Origin of the sequence: Janthinobacterium sp. CG3 (assembly GCF_000344615.1) — a bacterium.
In the GTDB taxonomy this organism is placed as follows: domain Bacteria; phylum Pseudomonadota; class Gammaproteobacteria; order Burkholderiales; family Burkholderiaceae_D; genus Janthinobacterium.
The window spans coordinates 3,852,703-3,872,488 of the sequence record NZ_KB467824.1 but is presented as its reverse complement, the minus strand read 5'-3'; the positions used below and the strand labels follow the sequence as shown (position 1 = coordinate 3,872,488).

The window sequence follows — 19,786 nt, the reverse complement described above, 5'->3', positions numbered from 1 at the left end:
GGCGCGCGGCGCGATGCGTACGCGTAACACGCAATTCTAGCGCCTCGCTTTCGGCGGCGCCGGGAAAAATGCCCAGCCTGGCCCTCCCGCTCACGGCGCCCGCACGATGCGGTAGACGGTGCCGGCCGCGCTCAACATATAAAGTTCGTTTTGGCCGTCCTGCCCGAACCAGACGACGTTGCCGATGTCGGCGACCGGCCAGTCGCGCACCTCGCCCACCGCGCCGTTGCGGTAGACCAAGCTTCTCAGCGAGCCGCCGCAATAGTCGGAATACAGGTCGCCACCGCCACCGCCGCCGCAGGCGGTCAGCGCCGGCAGCAGCACGGCGAACGGCAGCAGGTGCGGCACGCGCCGGACCAGCCGGGCTATGGCGGCGCGGGCGGCGGGGGCAAAAACGGCGGGGTTCGGGTTGGACATGGCAGGCTCCGCGGGACGATGGCGAACGGCGGTTCGCCTAGGAGTAGACCTATGCGGCGTAGCCTAGTTCAGCGCGGCCAGCTTGGGTTGGCAGCACGCGCTTGGCCTAGTCGCGCACCTTGTTGGCCTGGAAGCTGGCGGCGCGCCCGGCGCGCTCGGCGTCGTAGGCGACGCCGAAGGTCATGTCCAGGTCGGCGCCGTCGAATTGCTCGCCGCAATCGCTACAGGCCAGCGCGATCTCGAGCCGCTTGCCGCAGTGCCGGTGCACCACGTTGAGGGCCGCTAGCGCCGGATCAAGTTCGCCCCATTTGTCGCCCCAGCCGGCCAGCGTCAGCACGATGGGGAACAGGTCCTCGCCCTTGGCGGTCAGGCAATATTGGTAGCGCCGCGGCTTGGCGTGGTAGACCTCGCGCGCCAGGACGCCGTCGCCCTCGAGCCGCTTCAGGCGCGTCGACAACAGGTGCGGCGACATGCCGGTCTGGGCTTGCAGGCCGTCGAAACGCTGGTTGCCAAAGAATAGTTCGCGCATGATCAGCATGGTCCAGCGATCGCCGACCACCGCCAGGCAGCGCGCGATGGGGCACAGCGTATCGCCAATTTCCGACCAGTTCATCTTGACTCCTGCAGTGTGAGGATGCGATTTTAACGGTTCCCGCGGCGCCGCTCACGTTCGTTTGACAGGCCGCGCGCGGCTGAATTGGCGTATGGATAATGTTGTTGTCAGGAATGTATTGGCTGCCCCGGCAAGCGGCATAGTATTGTCGGGTGGCATTTATTGCCGGCGGCGGCGGCGGCGCTGCGCCCGGCGTCGAAACAGCCCTATAATCGGACATGAACATTGCCCGTGCTATATTTTTTTTGGCCGGCTTGGCGCTGCTCGGCCTGGCCGTGCCTACGCGGGCCGGCAACCTCCTTTTCAACGGCGCCCCGGTGGCCTCGTGCACGCTGGCGGGCAATGCCTACACCTGCGCCACGCTGGCGCTGGGGGGCCAGAACGACGTCGTGACCATCGCCGGCGGCTACGCGGTGACGGTGGCGGCCGGCTCCTTCGACTTCGGCTTCCACCAGGGGCTGGTCATGAGCGGCAGCGCCGCGTTGACGGTGAACGGCAACCTCGACATCGGCGGCGTTAAAACCGACAACCTGCAAATTAGCGGCGGCACGCTGACCGCCCGGGGCGGCACCTTCAGCATGGGCGCGCAGGCGCAGAGCATCGTCGCCAATATCGCCGCCACGACGATCAAGATCGGCAGCGGCTCGGCGACCAAGGTGACCGGTAGCCTGAGCGCCGTCGGCAACGTCGACATCGCCTCGCACGCGACCGTGGTCGGCGCCATCTCGGGCGCCGACGTGAGCACCGGCGCGCAGTCTTCGCTGAGCGGCAACGTCAGCGCCCGCGGCACGTTCACGCTGGCCTCGGGCAGCGCGCTGCAGGGCGCGGTGACGGCGGCGACGATCGACATCAACGCCGCCAACAGCACGGTGAACGGCAACCTGACGGCCTCGACCAAGCTGAGCGTCGGTGCCAACAACACCGTCAACGGCAACCTGGTGTCGGCCGTCGTCGACGTCCACCCCTCCGGCGTCGTGGTCAACGGCAACGTCACGGCGTCGACGTCGCTCACGCTCGGCTCGGGCGACGCGATTTCGGGCGACGTTGTGGCCGGCAGCGTCACGCTGGAACCGGCGGGCGCCTATATCGGCGGCAACGCCACGGTGGACGCAATCACGCTGGGCAGGCACGGGCGGGTGGCCAAGACCATCACCTGCAACGGCGGCACCGTCGACGCGCCGTGCAACTGCGTCACCAACGACAGCGGCTACGACGCCTCCAGCACGCCGAGGGGGCCGAGCTGCGCCGCGCCGACGCCGGCCGGGCCGCACCACATCCTCATCACGCACCCCGGCACGGCGCTGACCTGCCAGGCGCGCGCGGTAACGCTGACGGCCTGCGCCAACGCCGCCTGCAGCGCGCCGCACTACAGCGGCAAGCCGAGCGTGACGCTGACGCCGGGCAGGCAGGCCGTCACGCTCGACGCCAGCGGCGTCAGCGGCGCCGCCACGGTGCGCCGGCTCACCAGCGGCGCGGCCACGCTGGCGGCGCAGTCGAACCCGGCGGCGCTGTCGAACCCGGCCACCTGCGTCAACGCCGCCACCTCCGACCCCGCCAAACAATGCATAATGGAATTCTCGGACGCCGCCCTGGTGCTCGGCATCCCCAACCACCGGGCCGACAGCATGGTCGGCATCTCGGTCAGCGCGGTGCAAGCGTCCGGCGACCGCCAGGCTTGCGTGCCGATGTTCGCCAATGCCGACAAGGTCGTCAACCTCAGCTGCGTGTACGACAACCCCGCCACCAGCGGCGTCAAGGCATTGCTCGCCGGCACGGCCATCGCCTGCGGCGCCGGCAGCGTCGCGGCGCCGCTGCATTTCGACGCCGGCGGCGTGGCCAGCGCCGGCTGGAAGTACGCCGACGTTGGCCGCATCAGCGTCAACGCCGTCTACAGCGGCAGCGCCGCGGGCGGCGACGCCGGGCTGCTGATGCGCGGCTCGGCCGCCTTCGTGGTGGCCCCGGCGACGCTCACATTCGACAAGGTCTGGGACGGCGCCACGCCCGCAGTCGACGCGCAGAGCGCCGCCAGCCCCAGCGTCGCCGGCGCCGTGTTCACCACGGCCGGCAAGGCGTTTTCCGCGACGATCACGGCGCGCAACGTCAACGGCGCCACCACCGGCAACTTCGGCGCGGAGACGCCCAGGCAAACGGTGAGCCTGGCGGCAACGGAGGGGCTGCCGGCGCCGGCTACCGGCTACGGCGGCTTGAGCGGCAACCTGGCGCCGTCCTTCGGCGCCGGCACGGCGACGGTCAGCGACTTGGCCTGGAGCGAAGTGGGCGTCATCAAGCTGAGCGCCAAGGTCGCCAACGGCAACGGTTACCTCGGCAGCGCCGGCGCGCCGACGCTGGACTCCGCCGGCAAACTGCTGAACGCGGACACTGGCAGCGGCAACGTCGGGCGCTTTATTCCCGACCGTTTCGACACCCTGGTACTGCCGGCCGGCGCGTTGACCGCGGGCGTGCCGATGACCTGCATTGCCGGGGTGTTGAACTGCGTCGCTCCGCTCAACGGCTTCGTCTACGCCAGCCAGGGCTTCGGCTTGCAGGTGCGGGCCTTGAACGCCGACGGTATCGTTACGCGGAACTATTCCGGCCCCGCCAGCCCCGCCAACCCCGCCGGCACCAACCTGGCCAAGCAAGTTCTGTTGACGGGCTGGCTGGCCAACGGCGGCACCACCCAGAACGCGGCCGGCGACCCGCGTTACGCGGCCGGCGCCGGGGCGCCAATGGCGGCGTCGTTGTTCGTGCTGGGCCAGGCGCGGGCGATCCAGACCTATGTCTACCCGGCCATCACCGCGCTGCCCAGCAAGGTGTTTTTCCGCGCCATCGACAGCGACCGCGCCAGCTCGCTGCGCGCCGTCGCCAGCGACAGCGCCGAGGCCGGCCTGACCGTCGTCAGCGGGCGCATGCTGATCCCGAACAATTACGGCTCCGAGTTGTTGCCGATGACGATCACGGTGCGCGCGCAACTGCGCAACGCCGCCGGCGCCTGGATCACCAACCTTGCCGACAGCAGCGCCTTGACGCCGAGCGCGCTGAGTCTGAGCGCCTGCACGAAGAACCTGTACAACGCGGCCGCGGCCAGCAAGTGCAAGGCGGTGCTGCTGGCCGGCCCGGCCGGCCAGCAGCCCTTCACCGGCGGCGAGGCCAGGGTGCGCTTGGCGGCCCCCGGCGCCGGCAACAATGGCAGTGCGATCATCAATTTCCTGTTGCCGGGCAATCCGAGCAGTCTATACCTGCCGAGCGCCCCGGCGCAGGCCACGTTCGGCCTCTACAAGGCCGGGCCGATCATTTATCTGCGCGAGCTGTATTAAAGCTGTCGCGCCAGGCATGGTCTTCACCATCACCGGAACCCGACCATGCGCGTTACCTCCGAATGGACCTGGCCGAGAACCTGTAGCCGGGCCGGGCTGGGGTGTTTATGGTAATGTCCTGCCCGGATGGGCGCCAGCAGGCTACAACAGCACGACCCTGGCGCCCGCTTGAACAATAATATGTGGGAATAAAGATGGCCAAAGTAAGCGTTTCTGTGACATTGGCGGCACCGGCCGCGCGCGTGTGGGAGTTCATCGGCGGCTTCCACGCGCTGGCCGAGTGGTCCAGCTCGATCAAAAGCAGCCTGCCGGAGCAGGGCGGACGCGTGCGCCGCCTGAAGACCACCGACGGCGCCGTCATCGCCGAGCGCCTGCAGAGCTTTAGCGAGGCGCAGCGCGAGTACAGCTACAGCATCGTCTCCGGCCCTATTCCGGTGAGCAACTACCACTCGACCTTGAGGGTGCTCGGCGACGACGACGCCGCCGAGTGCAGCGTCGAATGGTCGAGCCAATTCGACGCCGTCGAGGGCGTCGAGGAGGCCATGGTCGACGTGTTCCAGCATTTGTACGAGAGCGCCTTCGTCGATTTGCGGCGGCTGATGGGCATTTGACGGCAAGCGGCCGGGGACGCTGGAAACAGTGACGAATAGTTCAGTATTTAACGATTTGGCCGTCGATTCCCCGATTTTTCTGTCTTTTACGCGTAAAAGTTGGCAATCTCTGGTCCGGTTCCGCCCGGGCCGCGCCAGTACAGAGTAAACTGTATACAGCATTCTTTCGCATTGGGCGATTCGAGCGAACTTGTGAGTGAATTCATGTCCGACACACCTATTTCCCTATTTTCCGACCTCAATCTCAGCGACGCGCTCGTGCGCGCGCTGAAAGACGTCGGCTACGAAGCACCGTCGCCTATCCAGGCGGCAACCATTCCTTTGTTGCTGGCTAACCGCGACGTACTGGGCCAGGCGCAAACCGGCACCGGCAAAACCGCCGCGTTCGCGCTGCCTATCCTGTCGCGCATCGACCTCAAGCAAACCACGCCGCAGGCGCTGGTGCTGGCGCCGACGCGCGAACTGGCGATCCAGGTGGCCGAGGCGTTCCAGGTGTACGCCCAGCATATTCCCGGCTTCCACGTGCTGCCGATCTACGGCGGTCAAAGCTACGGCCCGCAACTGTCGGCGCTGCGCCGCGGCGTGCACGTCGTCGTCGGCACCCCCGGCCGCGTCATCGACCACCTCGACAAAGGCTCGCTCGACCTGTCGAAGTTGAAGACGCTGGTGCTGGACGAGGCCGACGAGATGTTGCGCATGGGCTTTATCGACGACGTCGAGCGCATCCTGCAAGAAACGCCGGACACCCGCCAGACCGCGCTGTTCTCGGCCACCATGCCGTCGGTGATCAAACGCATCGCCACCACCTACCTGCAAAATCCGGCCGAAGTGACGGTTGCCGCCAAGACCGGCACCGCCGACAACATCCGCCAGCGCTACTGGCTGGTGTCGGGCATGCACAAGCTCGACGCGCTGACCCGCATCCTGGAAGCGGAAACCTTCGACGGCATGATCATTTTCGCCCGCACCAAGCTGGGCACCGAGGAACTGGCCGGCAAGTTGCAGGCGCGCGGCTTCTCGGCCGCCGCCATCAACGGCGACATCCAGCAAGCCCAGCGCGAGCGCACCATCCAGCAATTGAAGGATGGCAAAATCGATATCCTGGTGGCCACCGACGTCGCCGCCCGCGGCCTGGACGTCGAGCGCATCAGCCACGTGGTCAACTACGACGTGCCGCACGATCCGGAAAGCTATACCCACCGCATCGGCCGCACCGGCCGCGCCGGCCGCAGCGGCGAGGCGATTTTGTTCATCACGCCGCGCGAGAAAAACCTGCTGAAGGCGATCGAACGTTCGACCCGCCAGCCGATCGGCATGCTGGAACTGCCGACGATCCAGGCCGTCAACGACGTGCGCATCGCCAAGTTCAAGGAACAGATCACCGAAACGCTGGCGCTGGGCGAGCTGGAGCAGTTCCAGTCGCTGATCGAGGATTTCGAGCGCGAACAGAACATCCCGGCGATCGAAATCGCCGCCGCGCTGGCGAAAATGGCCCGCGGCAACACGCCTTTGTTGCTCGACAAGAAAGCCCAAACCGCGGCGGCCTCGTGGGCCGACGACCGGCCGGCGCGCCAGGAGCGCTTCGACCGTCCCGAGCGCGGCGAGCGTGCGGAACGTTTCGAACGTCCCGAGCGCAACGAGCGTTTCGAGCGCAACGAGCGCGCCGAGCGTCCGGCCTTCCCGAAAAAGGAACGCGTCGTGCGTCCGGCCGACGCCGGCATGCAAACCTTCCGTATCGAAGTGGGCCACGCCCACGGCGTCAAGCCGGGCAACATCGTCGGCGCCATCGCCAACGAAGCCGGCCTCGATTCAAAGCATATCGGACGTATTGAAATCTACGACGACTACAGCGTGCTGGACTTGCCGGACACGATCCCCAACGAATTGCTGGACCAGTTGAAAGGCGTGTGGGTTGCCGGCCAACAGTTGCGCATCAGCCGCGACGGCGAGGCGCCGAACCCGGCGCCGGCCGCCGCGCCGAAGCCGCGTCCGGCCAAGGCCTTCGACGAGGCGCCGAAGCGCGCCGCGCCGGCCAAGTCGTTCGACGAGGCCCCCGCGCGCAGGGAAGCGCCGGCCGCCGCCGAGGCCGCGCCAGCGCGCGCCAAGAAGGAGTCCAAAGGCAAGCCGGGCATGATCGCCTACCGCATCGAAGTGGGCCGCAACCACGCCGTGACGCCGAGCAACATCGTCGGCGCCATCGCCAACGAGGCGCAGTTGGAAGCGAAGCACATCGGCCGCATCGACATCTTCGACGACCACAGCGTGCTGGAAATGCCGGAAGGCATGCCGCCGGACGTGCTCGACCACTTGAAGTCGGTATGGGTTGCCGGCAAGAAGTTGGACATCAGCCTCGACGACGGCAGCTCGGCGCCGATGTCGGCGCCGAAGAAGGCGTTCAAGCCGAAAAGCGACTTCGCGCCGCGCTCGTTTGACAAGAAAGCGCCGCGCAAGACCTTCAAGCCGGGCTAAACCGGTTGGCGGGATGGGGTAAACAAGAAGGGACCGCCAAGGCGGTCCCTTTTTTTCGGTCAACGTGTGCGTGATTTCGTAGGTCGGGTTAGCCCGTTGGGCGTAACCCGACAACGTTGGCCTGGAGCAGCGCGTAGCGCTTCAAAACCAACGGCGTAACCCTGGGGCCAGGCCCCGCGCGCCAAGGCGAGCACCGCGGCTTTTTTGTCGCGCAACCGGCGCCTCAGTACTCCGAATACTTGCGGGCGTCGCCGCGGACCCGCTCGGCCGGGTATTTCTCCCGGTTCAACTGCATTTTCTCCAGCACGGCGGCGCGCAGGTCGACGCCGCTCTTGTCGGCCAGGCGTATCAGGTAGACCAGGACGTCGGCCATTTCATGGCGTATCCCGGCGCGCTTCTTGTCGTCGAGCTCGGCGTCGGCGCCGCTCGGCAGCCACTGGTAGTGCTCGACCAGTTCCGCCACCTCGACCGAGAGCGCCATCGCCAGGTTTTTCGGCGTGTGGAACTGGTCCCAGTCGCGTTCGGCGACAAAGCCGCAGATCAGCTCGCGCAATTCGACCAGGCTGTCGATCCGCCCCCCCGTGTCGCCAGCGTTGTCCATTCCCATCCCTCCATTGAGCGGGCGCGGCCCCCGCCGCCGCCCGTGCGGCCATGTTAGCACCGGCGACGGCCGTTGCGCGGCGCGACGATACCCGGCGTTTTACTGACCCAGCGCAGATGGCCGCAGTTTCAACTGGGATATCTTTGATTTTCCTGCCGGGAACATTGAACGCGCCGGCGCGGACTTGCTGGTGATTGAATGAAGCATGAGATATGTCAAATCCGCTCCGGGTCGGGTTGCATGAGGCGGCGCCTTTTGCCCATAACATGGGGAAAGGAAAAATTTTCAAATTGAAATTAATGCATTTGAAAGGTGCGATTCCATGCTGAAGAATATCAAAATCAGGACGCTGATCATTTCCACCATGGTGTTCTTTGTGGCGATGCTGTTGTTGATCGGCGGCCTGGGCGGCCACAGCATCAACAACACCAGCAGGCTGCTGGACAACACCGCGAAAAAGGACGCCCGGGTCAGCGCCCGGCTGGCCGAGCGGATCCGCTTCAAGATGGAAATCAACCGCAGCCAGATCCTGCAGGCGCTGCAGCACAACCCCGCCATGGAATGGTCCAAGTTGCACGACCATCCGCTGGCGGTGCATTTCAAAACCATCGACGACACCACCGCCGAGATCAACAAACTGCTGTCGGCCTACCGCGACGCCATTGACACGGCGCCCGAGCGCGAGCTGGCCGAGCAGTGGGTGGCGAAAAGCAACAACCTCGGCATCAACGCGATCAGCGCCGCCAGCGCCCTGATCCAGCAGCAGAAGTGGGACGACGCCGAGTCGATCCTGATCCGCTCGATCAATCCGGCCTACCGCATTTCCGACCCCGCGCTGCTCGAGTTGACCGATGTGCTGGCGCAGCGCGCCAGGGTCGACGCCGAGGCGGTGCGCGGCACCATCGGCGCGACCGCCTGGCTGATGGGCGCGGCAATCCTGGTGGGGGCGGCGCTGAGCGTGTTGATCGGCGTGCTGCTGATACGCGGCATCACCGAGCCGCTCGGGCGCGCCGTCGGCATCGCCCGCGGCGTCGCCGCCGGCCGCCTGAACGGCGCCATCGCGGTCGACTCGGACAACGAGATCGGCCAGTTGATCGGCGCCCTCAGCGAGATGGACGCCAGCCTGTTCGACATCGTGCGCGACGTGCGCAGCGCCACCGACACCATCGACGGCGCCTGCGGCCTGATCGCCGCCGGCAACCTGGAGCTGTCCGGGCGCACCGAGGCGCAGGCCGGTTCGCTCGAGGAGACCGCCGCGTCGATGGTGGAACTGACCGAGACGGTGCGGCGCAACGGCGAGAACGCGCGCCAGGCCAACTTGCTGGCGCTGTCGGCGGCCGAGGTGGCCGGCCAGGGCGGCGCGGTGGTGTCGCAGGTTGTCGCGACGATGGGCTCGATCAACGAATCGGCCAAGAAAATCGTCGACATCATCGGCGTCATCGACGGCATCGCCTTCCAGACCAACATCCTGGCGCTGAACGCCGCCGTCGAGGCGGCCCGTGCCGGCGAGCAGGGCCGCGGCTTCGCCGTGGTCGCCTCGGAGGTGCGCAACCTGGCGCAGCGCTCGGCCGGCGCCGCCAAGGAAATCAAGACCCTGATCGACCACTCGGTCGAGCAGGTGACGTTCGGCGCGCGCCTGGTCGACCAGGCCGGCAAGACCATGGGCGAGATCGTCACCAGCGTCAACCGGGTCACCTCGATCATGGGGGAAATCACCGTCGCCAGCCGCGAGCAGAGCGAGGGTATCGACCACATCAGCAACGCCATCCACCACATGGACGGCGCCACCCAGCAAAACGCCAAGATGGTCGAGAACGCGTCCGCCGCGTCGGAGGCGCTGGAGCAGCAGGCGAAAAGCCTGGTGCAACTGGTCAGCGTGTTCAAGCTGGCCGAGGCCGCGGGCGCCGCGCGCGCGCCGGCGCCGCCGCCGCGCGCGCTGCCGGTGCGCAGCATCCAGGCGCCGGCCGCGCCGCCGGCGCGCCGCGCCAAGCGGGCCTGAGCCGTCCGCCGGCCCCGGCCCCGGCCCCGGCCGCGTTCCCGGCCCGGCGCGGCGCGGCCACGCCTTGCCGCCGGCGCCGCGCCGGCGTCCCGTCCCGTTCCGTCGTCCACCATCGCCCGAAGGAGAGTTCATGACCATAGCCGCCCCCAACCTGCGCCGGGCCTATCCGCCGGCGATCCTGGCGTTCGCCGACGGCCCGGTGTTTCGCGGCGTCTCGATCGGCGCCGCCGGCCACACCAGCGGCGAGGTGGTGTTCAACACCGCCATGACCGGCTACCAGGAAATCCTCACCGACCCCAGTTACAGCCGGCAGATCGTCACGCTGACCTACCCGCACATCGGCAACACCGGCGTCAACGACGAGGACGCCGAGTCGGGCCGCATCGCCGTGGCCGGGCTGGTGATCAAGAACCTGCCGCTGCTGGCGTCGAACTTCCGCTCGACCCGCTCGCTGTCGGAGTATCTGCAACAGGAGAATATCGTCGCCATCGCCGGCGTCGACACGCGCAAACTGACGCGCCTGCTGCGCGAGCGCGGCGCGCAGAGCGGCGCGATCGTCGCCGGCACCGACCAGGCCGGCCACGCGCTGACGCTGGCGCGCGCCTTCCCCGGCCTGAGCGGGGTCGACCTGGTGCGCCAGGTCAGCACCCGCGAACCCTACGAGTGGCGCGAGACCGAGTGGGCGCTGGGGCGCGGCTACGGCCGGCTGGAGGCGCCGCGCTGCCGCGTGGTGGCGATCGACTACGGCGTCAAGCGCAACATCCTGCGCATGCTGGCCGCGCGCGGCTGCCAGGTCACGGTGCTGCCGGCGCACACCTCGGCGGCGCAGGCGCTGGCGCACCACCCGGACGGCGTCTTCCTCGGCAACGGCCCGGGCGACCCGGCCCCGTGCGACTACGCCATCGGCGCCTGCCGCGAGCTGATCGAGCACGGCGTGCCGACCTTCGGCATCTGCTTCGGCCACCAGATCATGGCGCTGGCCTCGGGCGCCACCACGCGCAAGATGAAGTTCGGCCACCACGGCGCCAACCACCCGGTGCAGGACCTCGACAGCGGCCACGTCATGATCACCTCGCAGAACCACGGTTTCGCCGTCGACCTGGAGTCGCTGCCGGCCAACTGCCGGGTCACCCACCTGTCGCTGTTCGACGGGTCGTTGCAGGGCTTCGCCCGCACCGACCGGCCGGCGTTCTGCTTCCAGGGCCACCCCGAGGGCGCGCCCGGCCCGCATGACATCGGACACCTGTTCGACCGTTTCGTGACCTTGATGGAGAAGCATAAAAATGCCTAAGCGTAAAGACCTCAACACCATCCTGCTGATCGGCGCCGGCCCCATCGTCATCGGCCAGGCCTGCGAGTTCGACTACTCCGGCGTGCAGGCCTGCAAGGCGCTGCGCGAAGAGGGCTACAAGGTGATCCTGGTCAACAGCAATCCGGCCACCATCATGACCGACCCCGACATGGCCGACGTCATTTACATCGAGCCGATCAACTGGGAGGTGCTGGCGCGCATCATCGCCCGCGAGCGCCCCGACGCGGTGCTGCCGACGATGGGCGGGCAGACGGCGCTCAATTGCGCGCTCGAACTGCACCGCCACGGCGTGCTCAAGGAGTACGGCGTCGAGCTGATCGGCGCCTCGCCGGAAGCCATCGACAAGGCCGAGGACCGCTCCAAGTTCAAGCAGGCGATGAGCCGGATCGGCCTCGGTTCGGCGCGCTCCGGCGTCGCCCACAACATGGCCGAGGCCTGGGAGGCGCAGCAGGAACTGGGCTTCCCGGTGGTGGTGCGGCCGTCGTTTACGATGGGCGGCAGCGGCGGCGGCATCGCCTACGACTTCGACCAGTTCCTGGCCATCTGCACCCGCGGCCTGGAGCTGTCGCCGACCGGCGAGCTGCTGATCGAGGAATCGCTGATCGGCTGGAAGGAATTCGAGATGGAGGTGGTGCGCGACAAGAAGGACAACTGCATCATCGTCTGCTCGATCGAAAACCTCGACCCGATGGGCGTGCACACCGGCGACTCGATCACGGTGGCGCCGGCGCAGACGCTGACCGACAAGGAATTCCAGATCATGCGCAACGCCAGCCTGGCGGTGCTGCGCGAGGTCGGCGTCGACACCGGCGGCTCCAACGTGCAGTTCGCCGTCAACCCGGACGACGGCCGCATGATCGTCATTGAAATGAACCCGCGCGTGTCGCGCTCGTCGGCGCTGGCCTCGAAGGCGACCGGCTTCCCGATCGCCCGCGTCGCCACCAAGCTGGCGGTCGGCTACACCCTCGACGAGCTGCGCAACGACATCACCGGCGGCCACACCCCGGCCTCGTTCGAGCCGACCATCGACTACGTGGTGGTGAAGATCCCGCGCTTCGCCTTCGAGAAGTTCCCGGCCGCCGACGACCGCCTGACCACGCAGATGAAGTCGGTCGGCGAGGTGATGGCGATCGGCCGCACCTTCCAGGAGGCGTTCCAGAAGGCGCTGCGCGGACTCGAGGTCGGCGTCGACGGCCTGCGCCGCAACGGCAGCGGGCGCGCCGTCATCGACGAGGAGCTGGCCGCGCCGGGGCCGGACCGGATCTGGTACCTGGGCGAGGCCTTCGCCCAGGGGTATTCGCTGGAGCAGGTGCACGCGCTGAGCCGCATCGACCCGTGGTTCCTGGCGCAGTTGCAGGACTTGATCGCCACCGAGCTGTGGCTGGCGGGGCAGTCGCTGGGCGCGCTCGACAAGGGCGTGCTGTTCGAACTCAAGCAGCAGGGCTTCGGCGACCGCCGCCTGGCCACGCTGCTGCACACCAGCGAGGCCGAGGTGCGCGCCCACCGCCACGCGCTGGCGGTGCGGCCGGTCTACAAGCGGGTCGACACCTGCGCCGGCGAGTTCGCCACCCGCACCGCCTACCTGTACTCGACCTACGACGAGGAGTGCGAGGCCCAGCCCAGCGAGCGGCGCAAGATCATGGTGCTGGGCGGCGGCCCGAACCGCATCGGCCAGGGCATCGAATTCGACTACTGCTGCGTGCACGCGGCGATGGCGCTGCGCGAGGACGGTTACGAGACCATCATGGTCAACTGCAACCCGGAGACCGTCTCGACCGACTACGACACCTCCGACCGCCTGTACTTCGAGTCGCTGACGCTGGAGGACGTGCTGGAGATCGTCCACTTGGAGCGGCCCATCGGCGTCATCGTCCAGTACGGCGGCCAGACCCCGCTGAAGCTGGCGCTGGCGCTGGCGCAGGCCGGCGTGCCGGTGATCGGCACCACGCCCGACATGATCGACGCCGCCGAGGACCGCGAGCGCTTCCAGCAACTGCTGCACAAGCTCGGCCTGCGCCAGCCGGAAAACCGCACCGCCCGCACCGAGGACGAGGCGCGCCGCCTGGCCCAGGAGATCGGCTATCCGCTGGTGGTGCGCCCGTCCTACGTGCTGGGCGGGCGGGCCATGGAAATCGTCGAGGAGCCGCTCGAACTGGAGCGCTACATGCGCGAGGCCGTCAGCGTTTCGCACGACTCGCCGGTGCTGCTCGACCGCTTCCTCGACAACGCCATCGAGGTCGACGTCGACTGCCTGTCGGACGGCCACCGCACCTTCATCGGCGGCGTCATGGAGCATATCGAACAGGCCGGCGTGCACTCGGGCGACTCGGCCTGCGCGTTGCCGCCGTACTCGCTGGCGCCCGACACCATCCGCGAACTCAAACGCCAGACCGTGCTGATGGCGCGCGGCCTGCACGTGGTCGGCCTGATGAACGTGCAGTTCGCGGTCCAGCAGAGCAAGATCGACGGCCGCATGCAGGACGTGATCTACGTGCTGGAGGTGAACCCGCGCGCCTCGCGCACCATCCCCTTCGTCTCCAAGGCCACCGGCCTGGCGCTGGCGAAGATCGCCGCGCGCTGCATGACCGGGCGCTCGCTGGAGGCGCAGGGCGTCATCGACGAGGTGGTGCCGCGCTACTTCAGCGTCAAGGAGGCGGTCTTCCCGTTCGCCAAATTCCCCGGCGTCGACACCCTGCTGGGGCCGGAGATGAAGTCGACCGGCGAGGTCATGGGGGTTGGAAAAACCTTCGGCGAGGCGTATTACAAATCGCAGCTGGCGGCCGGCATCCGCCTGCCGCGCAGCGGCCGCGTCTACATGCGCGTCAAGCGCAGCGACCAGGCCCGCGCGGTGGCGGTGGCGCGCCAGTTGCACACGCTGGGCTTCGGCATCTGCGCCAGCCTGGTGACGGCGGCCGTCATCAACGCCGCCGACATCCCGGCGCTGGCGGTGGAGGACGCCGAGGTGCTCGACCAGCTGGCCGCCAGAAGCATCGCGATGGTGATCCTGACGGTCGACGAGAAGCGCGCCGCGATCATGGCCTCGCGGCCGATCCGGGTGGCGGCGCTGCAGGCCGGCGCGGCGTTCTACAGCACCATCGCCGGGGCCGACGCGGCCAGCGAGGCGCTGCGCCACATCGACAGCTTCGGCCTGTACCCGCTGGCCCAGCAGCACCAGCCGCCCGAGGCCGACGAGGAGGCGGCGCGCCCGAGCGCGGGCGGGCGCCTGGCGCCGCGCCTGCTCGACTGGGAGGCGGCGGCGATCGAGGTGCCGGAGCGGCGCGCGCAGCGGCGCGGCCAGCGCGACGTCGGCAGCGCGCCGGTCAAGGTGTTCGTCCGCCAGCCCTTCACCGAGGCCGACCAGGAGCAGCAGCGCATGATCGCCGACATCCTGGTGCTGCTCGACAGCGCCAACGGCGCGCCCTACACCTTCCACTACCTGACCGGGATACGGGCCGAAAGCGCGACCACCTTCAAGCAGTCGTTCGAGCGCGAAACCGGCAAGCTGTTCACGCCGCCGAACTTCCGCGAGCACCGCCTGGCGCTGCTCGACCAGGCCGACCTGTTCATCAACATCCGCGTCGGCATGAGCGAGAGTAGCGCCTTCGAGCTGGGCTACCACGTCTTCAAAGGCAGTAACGCGCCTATCCTGTTCCTGGTGTGGAAGCACGCGCCGATCAAGACCACGCTGCTGCGCGAACTGGACGACCTGGCCGACGTCACCTACCTCGAGTTCGAGCACGTCGACGACCTGCGCAAGGGCGTGCACCAGTTCTTCAGCAGCAAGGCGCTGGGCGCGGGCTAGGGCTGGCGGGCCGGCGGCGTTAAACGCAGGCAGCGGCAAAGAAGCGGGGTTAGACCCTTGGGGGCCGGCCCCGGGGTTGCGCCCGCGCTTTTTGACCATGTCGACGCCAGTCGGCTTACGCCCTTGCGGGCTAACCCGACCTACGAAAATCGCGCTAGCTTAACGCGATACGCTCTCATCACGCCGCCAGCGCCCGCAAGCGCATGCGCAGGCCCACCGGCGACATGACGAAGGCCATCAGCTCCCGCGCCTCGCCGCCGTCCGGCGTGTCGACGCCGAGCAGATCGAAGCGCGCCAGCAGCATCGCCACGGCGACCTTCATTTCCAGCAGCGCCAGGTAGCGCCCGGGGCAGGTGCGCAGGCCGGCGCCGAAGGGCAGCGCGAGCTGCTTGTCGAAGCCGGCGCCGGCCTCACCGTGCGCCGGAGCCAGCCAGCGCTGCGGCTCGAAGGCGGCGGCGTTCGGCACGTGCGCGTCGGCGACGCTGTCGTGGCGCAACACGCACCAGACGTAGCTGCCGGCCGGCACCGCGACGTCGCCGACCACGCTGTCGCGCAGCGCCTCCAGCGGCATGTACGGCGCCACCGGCTTCAGGCGCATGGCCTCGCTGGCGCAGGCGCCCAGATAGTCGAGCGCGTCCATCTGCTCGACGCTGAACGCGGCCGGGTCGGGCGCCAGGCGGCGCACCTCGTCCTGGGCGCGGCGCAGCGCCCGCGGGTGGCGCTGCAGCAGGTACAGCATCCACGAAATGGTGTTGGCGGTGGTGTCCTCGCCGGCCAGCAGCATGGTCAGGACGTTGCCGCCGACGGCCTGGTCGTCGACCCCGCTGCCCGCTTGGTCGGCGGCGCACAGCATCGCCTCGAGCAGGTTGGGCGGGCGCTCGCGCCGCGCCGGCTCGGCCAGCAGGCGTTGCCGGGCCTGGCCGACCAGGTCGCCGATGGCGGCCCTCAGCGCCACCGCGCTGCGCTCCAGGCGGCGGTCGGCCGGCAGCTTGAAGTAGCGCCAGTACGGCCACAACGCCAGGCTGCGCCGCGCCAGCGCCGGCAGCATGACGTCGAGGTGGCGCTGGATCACGTCCCCGCCCGATTCGATGGTGTTGACATCGGTGCCGAAGGCCAGCCCGGCGATGATGTCGACGGTGTAGCGCTTCAGGTCGTCGGCCAGGTCGATCGCCGCGCCGGCGCCGGCCGCCGCGTCCCAACGCCGCTGCAGGCGCAGCGCCACCGCCACCAGCGACGGGAAATACGCCTTGATCGCGGCCGGCGCGAAACCCTGCATCACCACGCGGCGCTGGTTGCGCCACTCCGCGCCCTCGACCATGAACAGGCCCGGCACGCCGCCCATTTCCAGCGACAGGTCGGCTTGCACCTTGGGCCGGCGGAAGCCGTCCGGGCGGTCGCGCAGGACCGCCGCGACCGCCTCGTGGCCGGCCACCACCAGCACCTTGCTGCGGCCGAGGCGGATGCGGAACAGCGGCCCGTAGCGGCGGCACCAGTCTTCGACGTCGCGGTGCACGCGCGAAGGCTTGAGCTGCAGGGCGTTGCCCAGCAGCGGCAGGGCGAACGGCCCCGGCAGCGCGGCGATCTGGCGCAGGGCCGGCCGGGCCGGCGGCGCGGCGGTGGGGGTGGTGCCGGGATACGCTGTCATGCTGGTTCCTCCGCAAGTGCGTGTCGTTGGCTTGCACTGTAGCGGCAACCGGGGCGGCCGTCTTGAACGTTTCCGACAAACCGCGGCGGCGCCGACACGCCGCGCCGCCGCGGTACAATGGACCGACCCCACCACGCCCATTCGACCATGTCCGCCACCCCCACCAGCCTGCCCAGCGCGCGACTGATCGCGCCGCGCCTGTCGCTGGCCTCCTGCGTGCGGGCCTGCCTGGCGCGCAGCACGATGGATTGCGCGCCGCTGTTGCCGTGGCAGCGGCTGAACCGTTTTCCGGCCAGCCCGCTATGCAGCATCAGCTGGATGATACGCGGCGCGCGCAACCTCGAACGGCGCGTCAAGGCCTGGGCCGGGCAGCCGATGCGCACGCTGCGGCGCATGAGCCGCGCCGAGCTATCGTTCCTGGACTCGCGCGCCGATATCCTCGGCGGCAAGCCGTCGTGGAGCGACATCGCCGCGCGCGGCGGTTATGCCGACCAGGCCCACCTGTGCCGCGAAACCAAGGAAATCACCGGGCTTAGTCCGACCGAACTGGTGCGCGCCGGGCAGGAGGATGAAAGCTATTGGGTTTACCGGATTTGGTCGTGAGGCCGCGTCAGCCGGCCGCGGCGGGCTCGGCGTAGGCCACGCCCTTGGCCAGCAGCACCTCGTGGTGGCCGCGCCCCGGCGCTATCATCGGGAAGCAGTTTTCCTCGCCGGCCACGCGCACGTCGAGGAAGTAGGGGCCGCTTGAGGCCAGGCACTCGGCCAGCGCGGCGTCGAGTTCGTCGCGCCGCGTCACCGCGCGCGCCTGCCAGCCGAACGCCCGCGCCAGCGCGACGAAGTCGGGCAGCGCCTCGGTGTAGCTGTGGCTGTAGCGGCCGCCGTGGATCAGCTCCTGCCATTGCCGCACCATGCCCATGTAGCCGTTGTTCGACAGCACCACCTTCACCGGCGCGCGGTGCTGGGTGGCGCTGGCCATTTCCTGGATGTTCATCAGGATCGAGGCGTCGCCGCTGACGCAGACCACCAGGTCGCCGGGATGGGCGATCTGCGCGCCGATCGCCGCCGGCAGGCCGTAGCCCATGGTGCCGGCGCCGCCCGAGGTCAGCCAGCGCCCCGGCCGTTCGATGCGCAGGTGCTGCGCCGCCCACATCTGGTGCTGGCCGACGTCGGTCGAGACAATCGCGTCGCGCCCGGCCAGCGCCGCTTGCAGCCGGCTCATCAACGCTTGCGGTGCGATGTGCGCGGCGCTGTCGTCGAACGCCAGCGAGCGCCGCGCGCGCCAGGCGTCGATGCGCCGCCACCACGCCGCCAGATCGTCCACCCTGGGCGCCGCCGCGGCGGGCGCGGCCTCGCGCAACGCCCGCCGCAGCCCGGCCAGCACCGCCGCGCAGTCGCCCACCAGGGCCACGTCGGCCGCCACCACCTTGCCGATCGAAGCCGGGTCGATGTCGACGTGGATGATCGCCGCGCCCGGGCAGAAGGCGTCCAGGCGGCCGGTGACGCGGTCGTCGAAGCGCGCGCCGACGCAGACGACCAGGTCGGCGTGGTGCATCGCCAGATTGGCTTCCAGCGTGCCGTGCATGCCCAGCATGCCGAGAAACCGCGGGTCCGAGCCGGGGAAGGCGCCCAGTCCGAGCAAGGTCAGCGTGCAGGGCGCGCCGCTGTCGTGGACCAACTGGCGGAAGCTGGCGCAGGCGGCCGCGCCGGAGTTGATCAGGCCGCCGCCGCCGTAAAACACCGGCCGGCGCGCGCCGCCGATCAGGTGCGCCGCCCGGCGCAGCGCGTCGGCATCCGGCGGCGGCGTCGCCGCGGCGGCGGCCGGCGCGCGCCACGCGGCGCCGCGCACCGGCGCCAGTTGCAGGTCCTTGGGGAAGTCGATCAGCACCGGTCCGGGCCGCCCGCCGGTGGCCATGCGGTGCGCGCACAGCACGCTGGCGGCGACGTCCTCGGCGTCGCGGATTTGCTTGTTCCACTTGGTGACCGGGCGCGAGATGCCGATCGCGTCGCATTCCTGGAAGGCGGCGGTGCCGATCGAGGCGGTGGCGACCTGGCCGCTGACGCAGATCAGCGGGATCGAGTCGCAGAAGGCGTCCAGCAGGCCGGTGGTGGTGTTGCTCATGCCGGGACCGGAGGTGACGAACACCACGCCGGGCCGGCCGCTGCTGCGGGCGTAGCCCTCGGCCGCGTGCACCGCCGCCTGCTCGTGGCGCACCAACACGTGGCGCAGGCGCGGCTCGGCGTGCAGCGCGTCGTACAGCGGCAGCACGGCGCCGCCGGGGTAGCCGAAGACGGTGTCGACGCCGAGCGCGAGCAGGGTTTCAATCAGCACCGCGGCGCCGTTGCGCGGCGCGACATAGGCGGAAGGGGCGGGGGTGGCGGCGGCCATGCAGGAAGTATTCATGGCATAGATTTTGTTGCATAATACGCAGAAAAGGCTTCTATATTTGTCGCCAAACGCCACCGATTCAGTAAAATTTACCGTGAAAATGAAAATAACAGAATGAAGCTGGATAAATTCGACCGCGCCATCCTGGCCGCGCTACAAGTGGACGCGCGTCTCAGCCTGCACGAGCTGAGCGCCAAGGTCGGCCTGACCTCGTCGCCGTGCTGGGCGCGCATCAAACGCATGGAGGAGGACGGCGTGATCGAAGGCTATACGGTGCGCGTCAACGCCGCCAAGGTCGGACTGGCCGACACCGTCATCGTGCAGGTGACGCTGGACGACCATTCCGACCAGGCGCTGTTCGAGTTCGGCCACGCGCTCGAGCTGATCCCCGAGGTGCTGGAAGCGTTCCTGGTGTCGGGCGACTACGACTACTACCTGCGCATCGCCGTCAGCGACACGCGCGACTACGAACGGCTGCTGCGCGAGCGGCTCTACAAGATCCCCGGCATCCGCCACAGCAAATCAAGCTTCGTGCTGCGCCAGCTCAAGCAAAGCTACCTGCCGCTGCAACGCTGAACCGGCGCGCGCCGGGCCGCCGACATCGGCGATAATGGCGG

General features: G+C 68.8%; 12 protein-coding genes and 1 pseudogene. 8 read left to right on the top strand and 5 right to left on the bottom strand.

Features of this window, described 5'->3' with window-relative positions; genetic code table 11:
• Positions 1-90: 90 nt before the first annotated feature.
• Both JANGC3_RS0117095 and JANGC3_RS0117090 read right to left on the bottom strand, forming a co-directional pair.
• Entirely contained in the window at positions 91-417 is a 327-nt protein-coding gene (locus JANGC3_RS0117095) for a hypothetical protein (protein ID WP_017877709.1), read from the bottom strand.
• Positions 418-523: 106 nt separating this feature from the next.
• Positions 524-1,030, bottom strand: a complete 507-nt coding sequence (locus JANGC3_RS0117090; RefSeq protein ID WP_017877708.1) for a winged helix-turn-helix transcriptional regulator — start codon at positions 1,028-1,030, stop codon at positions 524-526.
• Positions 1,031-1,248: 218 nt separating this feature from the next.
• Between JANGC3_RS0117090 and JANGC3_RS0117085 the strand changes: the two genes are divergently transcribed.
• From JANGC3_RS0117085 to JANGC3_RS29525, 3 genes are all read left to right on the top strand, one after another.
• Positions 1,249-4,344, top strand: coding sequence for a polymer-forming cytoskeletal protein (locus JANGC3_RS0117085; RefSeq protein ID WP_081611893.1), 3,096 nt, complete (start codon positions 1,249-1,251; stop codon positions 4,342-4,344).
• Between the two features lie 194 nt (positions 4,345-4,538).
• The gene (locus tag JANGC3_RS29530; RefSeq protein ID WP_035787782.1) at positions 4,539-4,955 is read left to right on the top strand and encodes an SRPBCC family protein; all 417 of its coding nucleotides are present in this window, start codon (positions 4,539-4,541) and stop codon (positions 4,953-4,955) included.
• A gap of 204 nt (positions 4,956-5,159) precedes the next feature.
• On the top strand, positions 5,160-7,424 hold the full coding sequence (locus JANGC3_RS29525; protein ID WP_085945325.1) for a DEAD/DEAH box helicase: 2,265 nt from the start codon (positions 5,160-5,162) through the stop codon (positions 7,422-7,424).
• Positions 7,425-7,647: 223 nt separating this feature from the next.
• Here the strand turns inward: JANGC3_RS29525 and JANGC3_RS0117070 are convergent, their stop codons facing one another.
• On the bottom strand, positions 7,648-8,025 hold the full coding sequence (locus JANGC3_RS0117070) for a nucleotide pyrophosphohydrolase (protein WP_017877705.1): 378 nt from the start codon (positions 8,023-8,025) through the stop codon (positions 7,648-7,650).
• Between the two features lie 322 nt (positions 8,026-8,347).
• Between JANGC3_RS0117070 and JANGC3_RS34140 the strand changes: the two genes are divergently transcribed.
• From JANGC3_RS34140 to carB, 3 genes and pseudogenes are all read left to right on the top strand, one after another.
• Positions 8,348-10,024 carry a methyl-accepting chemotaxis protein gene (locus JANGC3_RS34140; protein ID WP_017877704.1) on the top strand — a complete coding sequence of 559 codons (1,677 nt, stop codon included), beginning with the start codon at positions 8,348-8,350 and terminating at the stop codon, positions 10,022-10,024.
• Between the two features lie 130 nt (positions 10,025-10,154).
• Entirely contained in the window at positions 10,155-11,315 is a 1,161-nt protein-coding gene (carA, locus tag JANGC3_RS0117060) for a glutamine-hydrolyzing carbamoyl-phosphate synthase small subunit (RefSeq protein ID WP_017877703.1), read from the top strand.
• Positions 11,308-14,511 (top strand): annotated as a pseudogene (carB, locus tag JANGC3_RS0117055) (carbamoyl-phosphate synthase large subunit); the annotation flags it as partial. The gene carA and the pseudogene carB, both read left to right, overlap by 8 nt.
• Before the next feature lie 805 nt (positions 14,512-15,316).
• On the opposite strand, the gene JANGC3_RS0117050 reads toward carB, so the two are convergent.
• Positions 15,317-16,783 (bottom strand): cytochrome P450, encoded by a 1,467-nt coding sequence (locus JANGC3_RS0117050; RefSeq protein WP_017877701.1) that lies wholly within the window; start codon positions 16,781-16,783, stop codon positions 15,317-15,319.
• A 117-nt stretch (positions 16,784-16,900) separates the two neighbouring features.
• Here JANGC3_RS0117050 and JANGC3_RS29520 point away from each other — a divergent pair, with 117 nt between their 5' ends.
• The gene (locus tag JANGC3_RS29520) at positions 16,901-17,386 is read left to right on the top strand and encodes a helix-turn-helix domain-containing protein (RefSeq protein ID WP_232429724.1); all 486 of its coding nucleotides are present in this window, start codon (positions 16,901-16,903) and stop codon (positions 17,384-17,386) included.
• A 7-nt stretch (positions 17,387-17,393) separates the two neighbouring features.
• On the opposite strand, the gene ilvB is transcribed toward JANGC3_RS29520, so the two are convergent.
• Positions 17,394-19,184, bottom strand: a complete 1,791-nt coding sequence (ilvB, locus tag JANGC3_RS0117040; protein WP_157406695.1) for a biosynthetic-type acetolactate synthase large subunit — start codon at positions 19,182-19,184, stop codon at positions 17,394-17,396.
• 99 nt (positions 19,185-19,283) lie between these two features.
• Here ilvB and JANGC3_RS0117035 point away from each other — a divergent pair, with 99 nt between their 5' ends.
• Complete coding sequence (locus JANGC3_RS0117035; protein WP_017877698.1) at positions 19,284-19,745, top strand: Lrp/AsnC family transcriptional regulator; 462 nt, start codon at positions 19,284-19,286, stop codon at positions 19,743-19,745.
• Positions 19,746-19,786 lie beyond the last annotated feature (41 nt).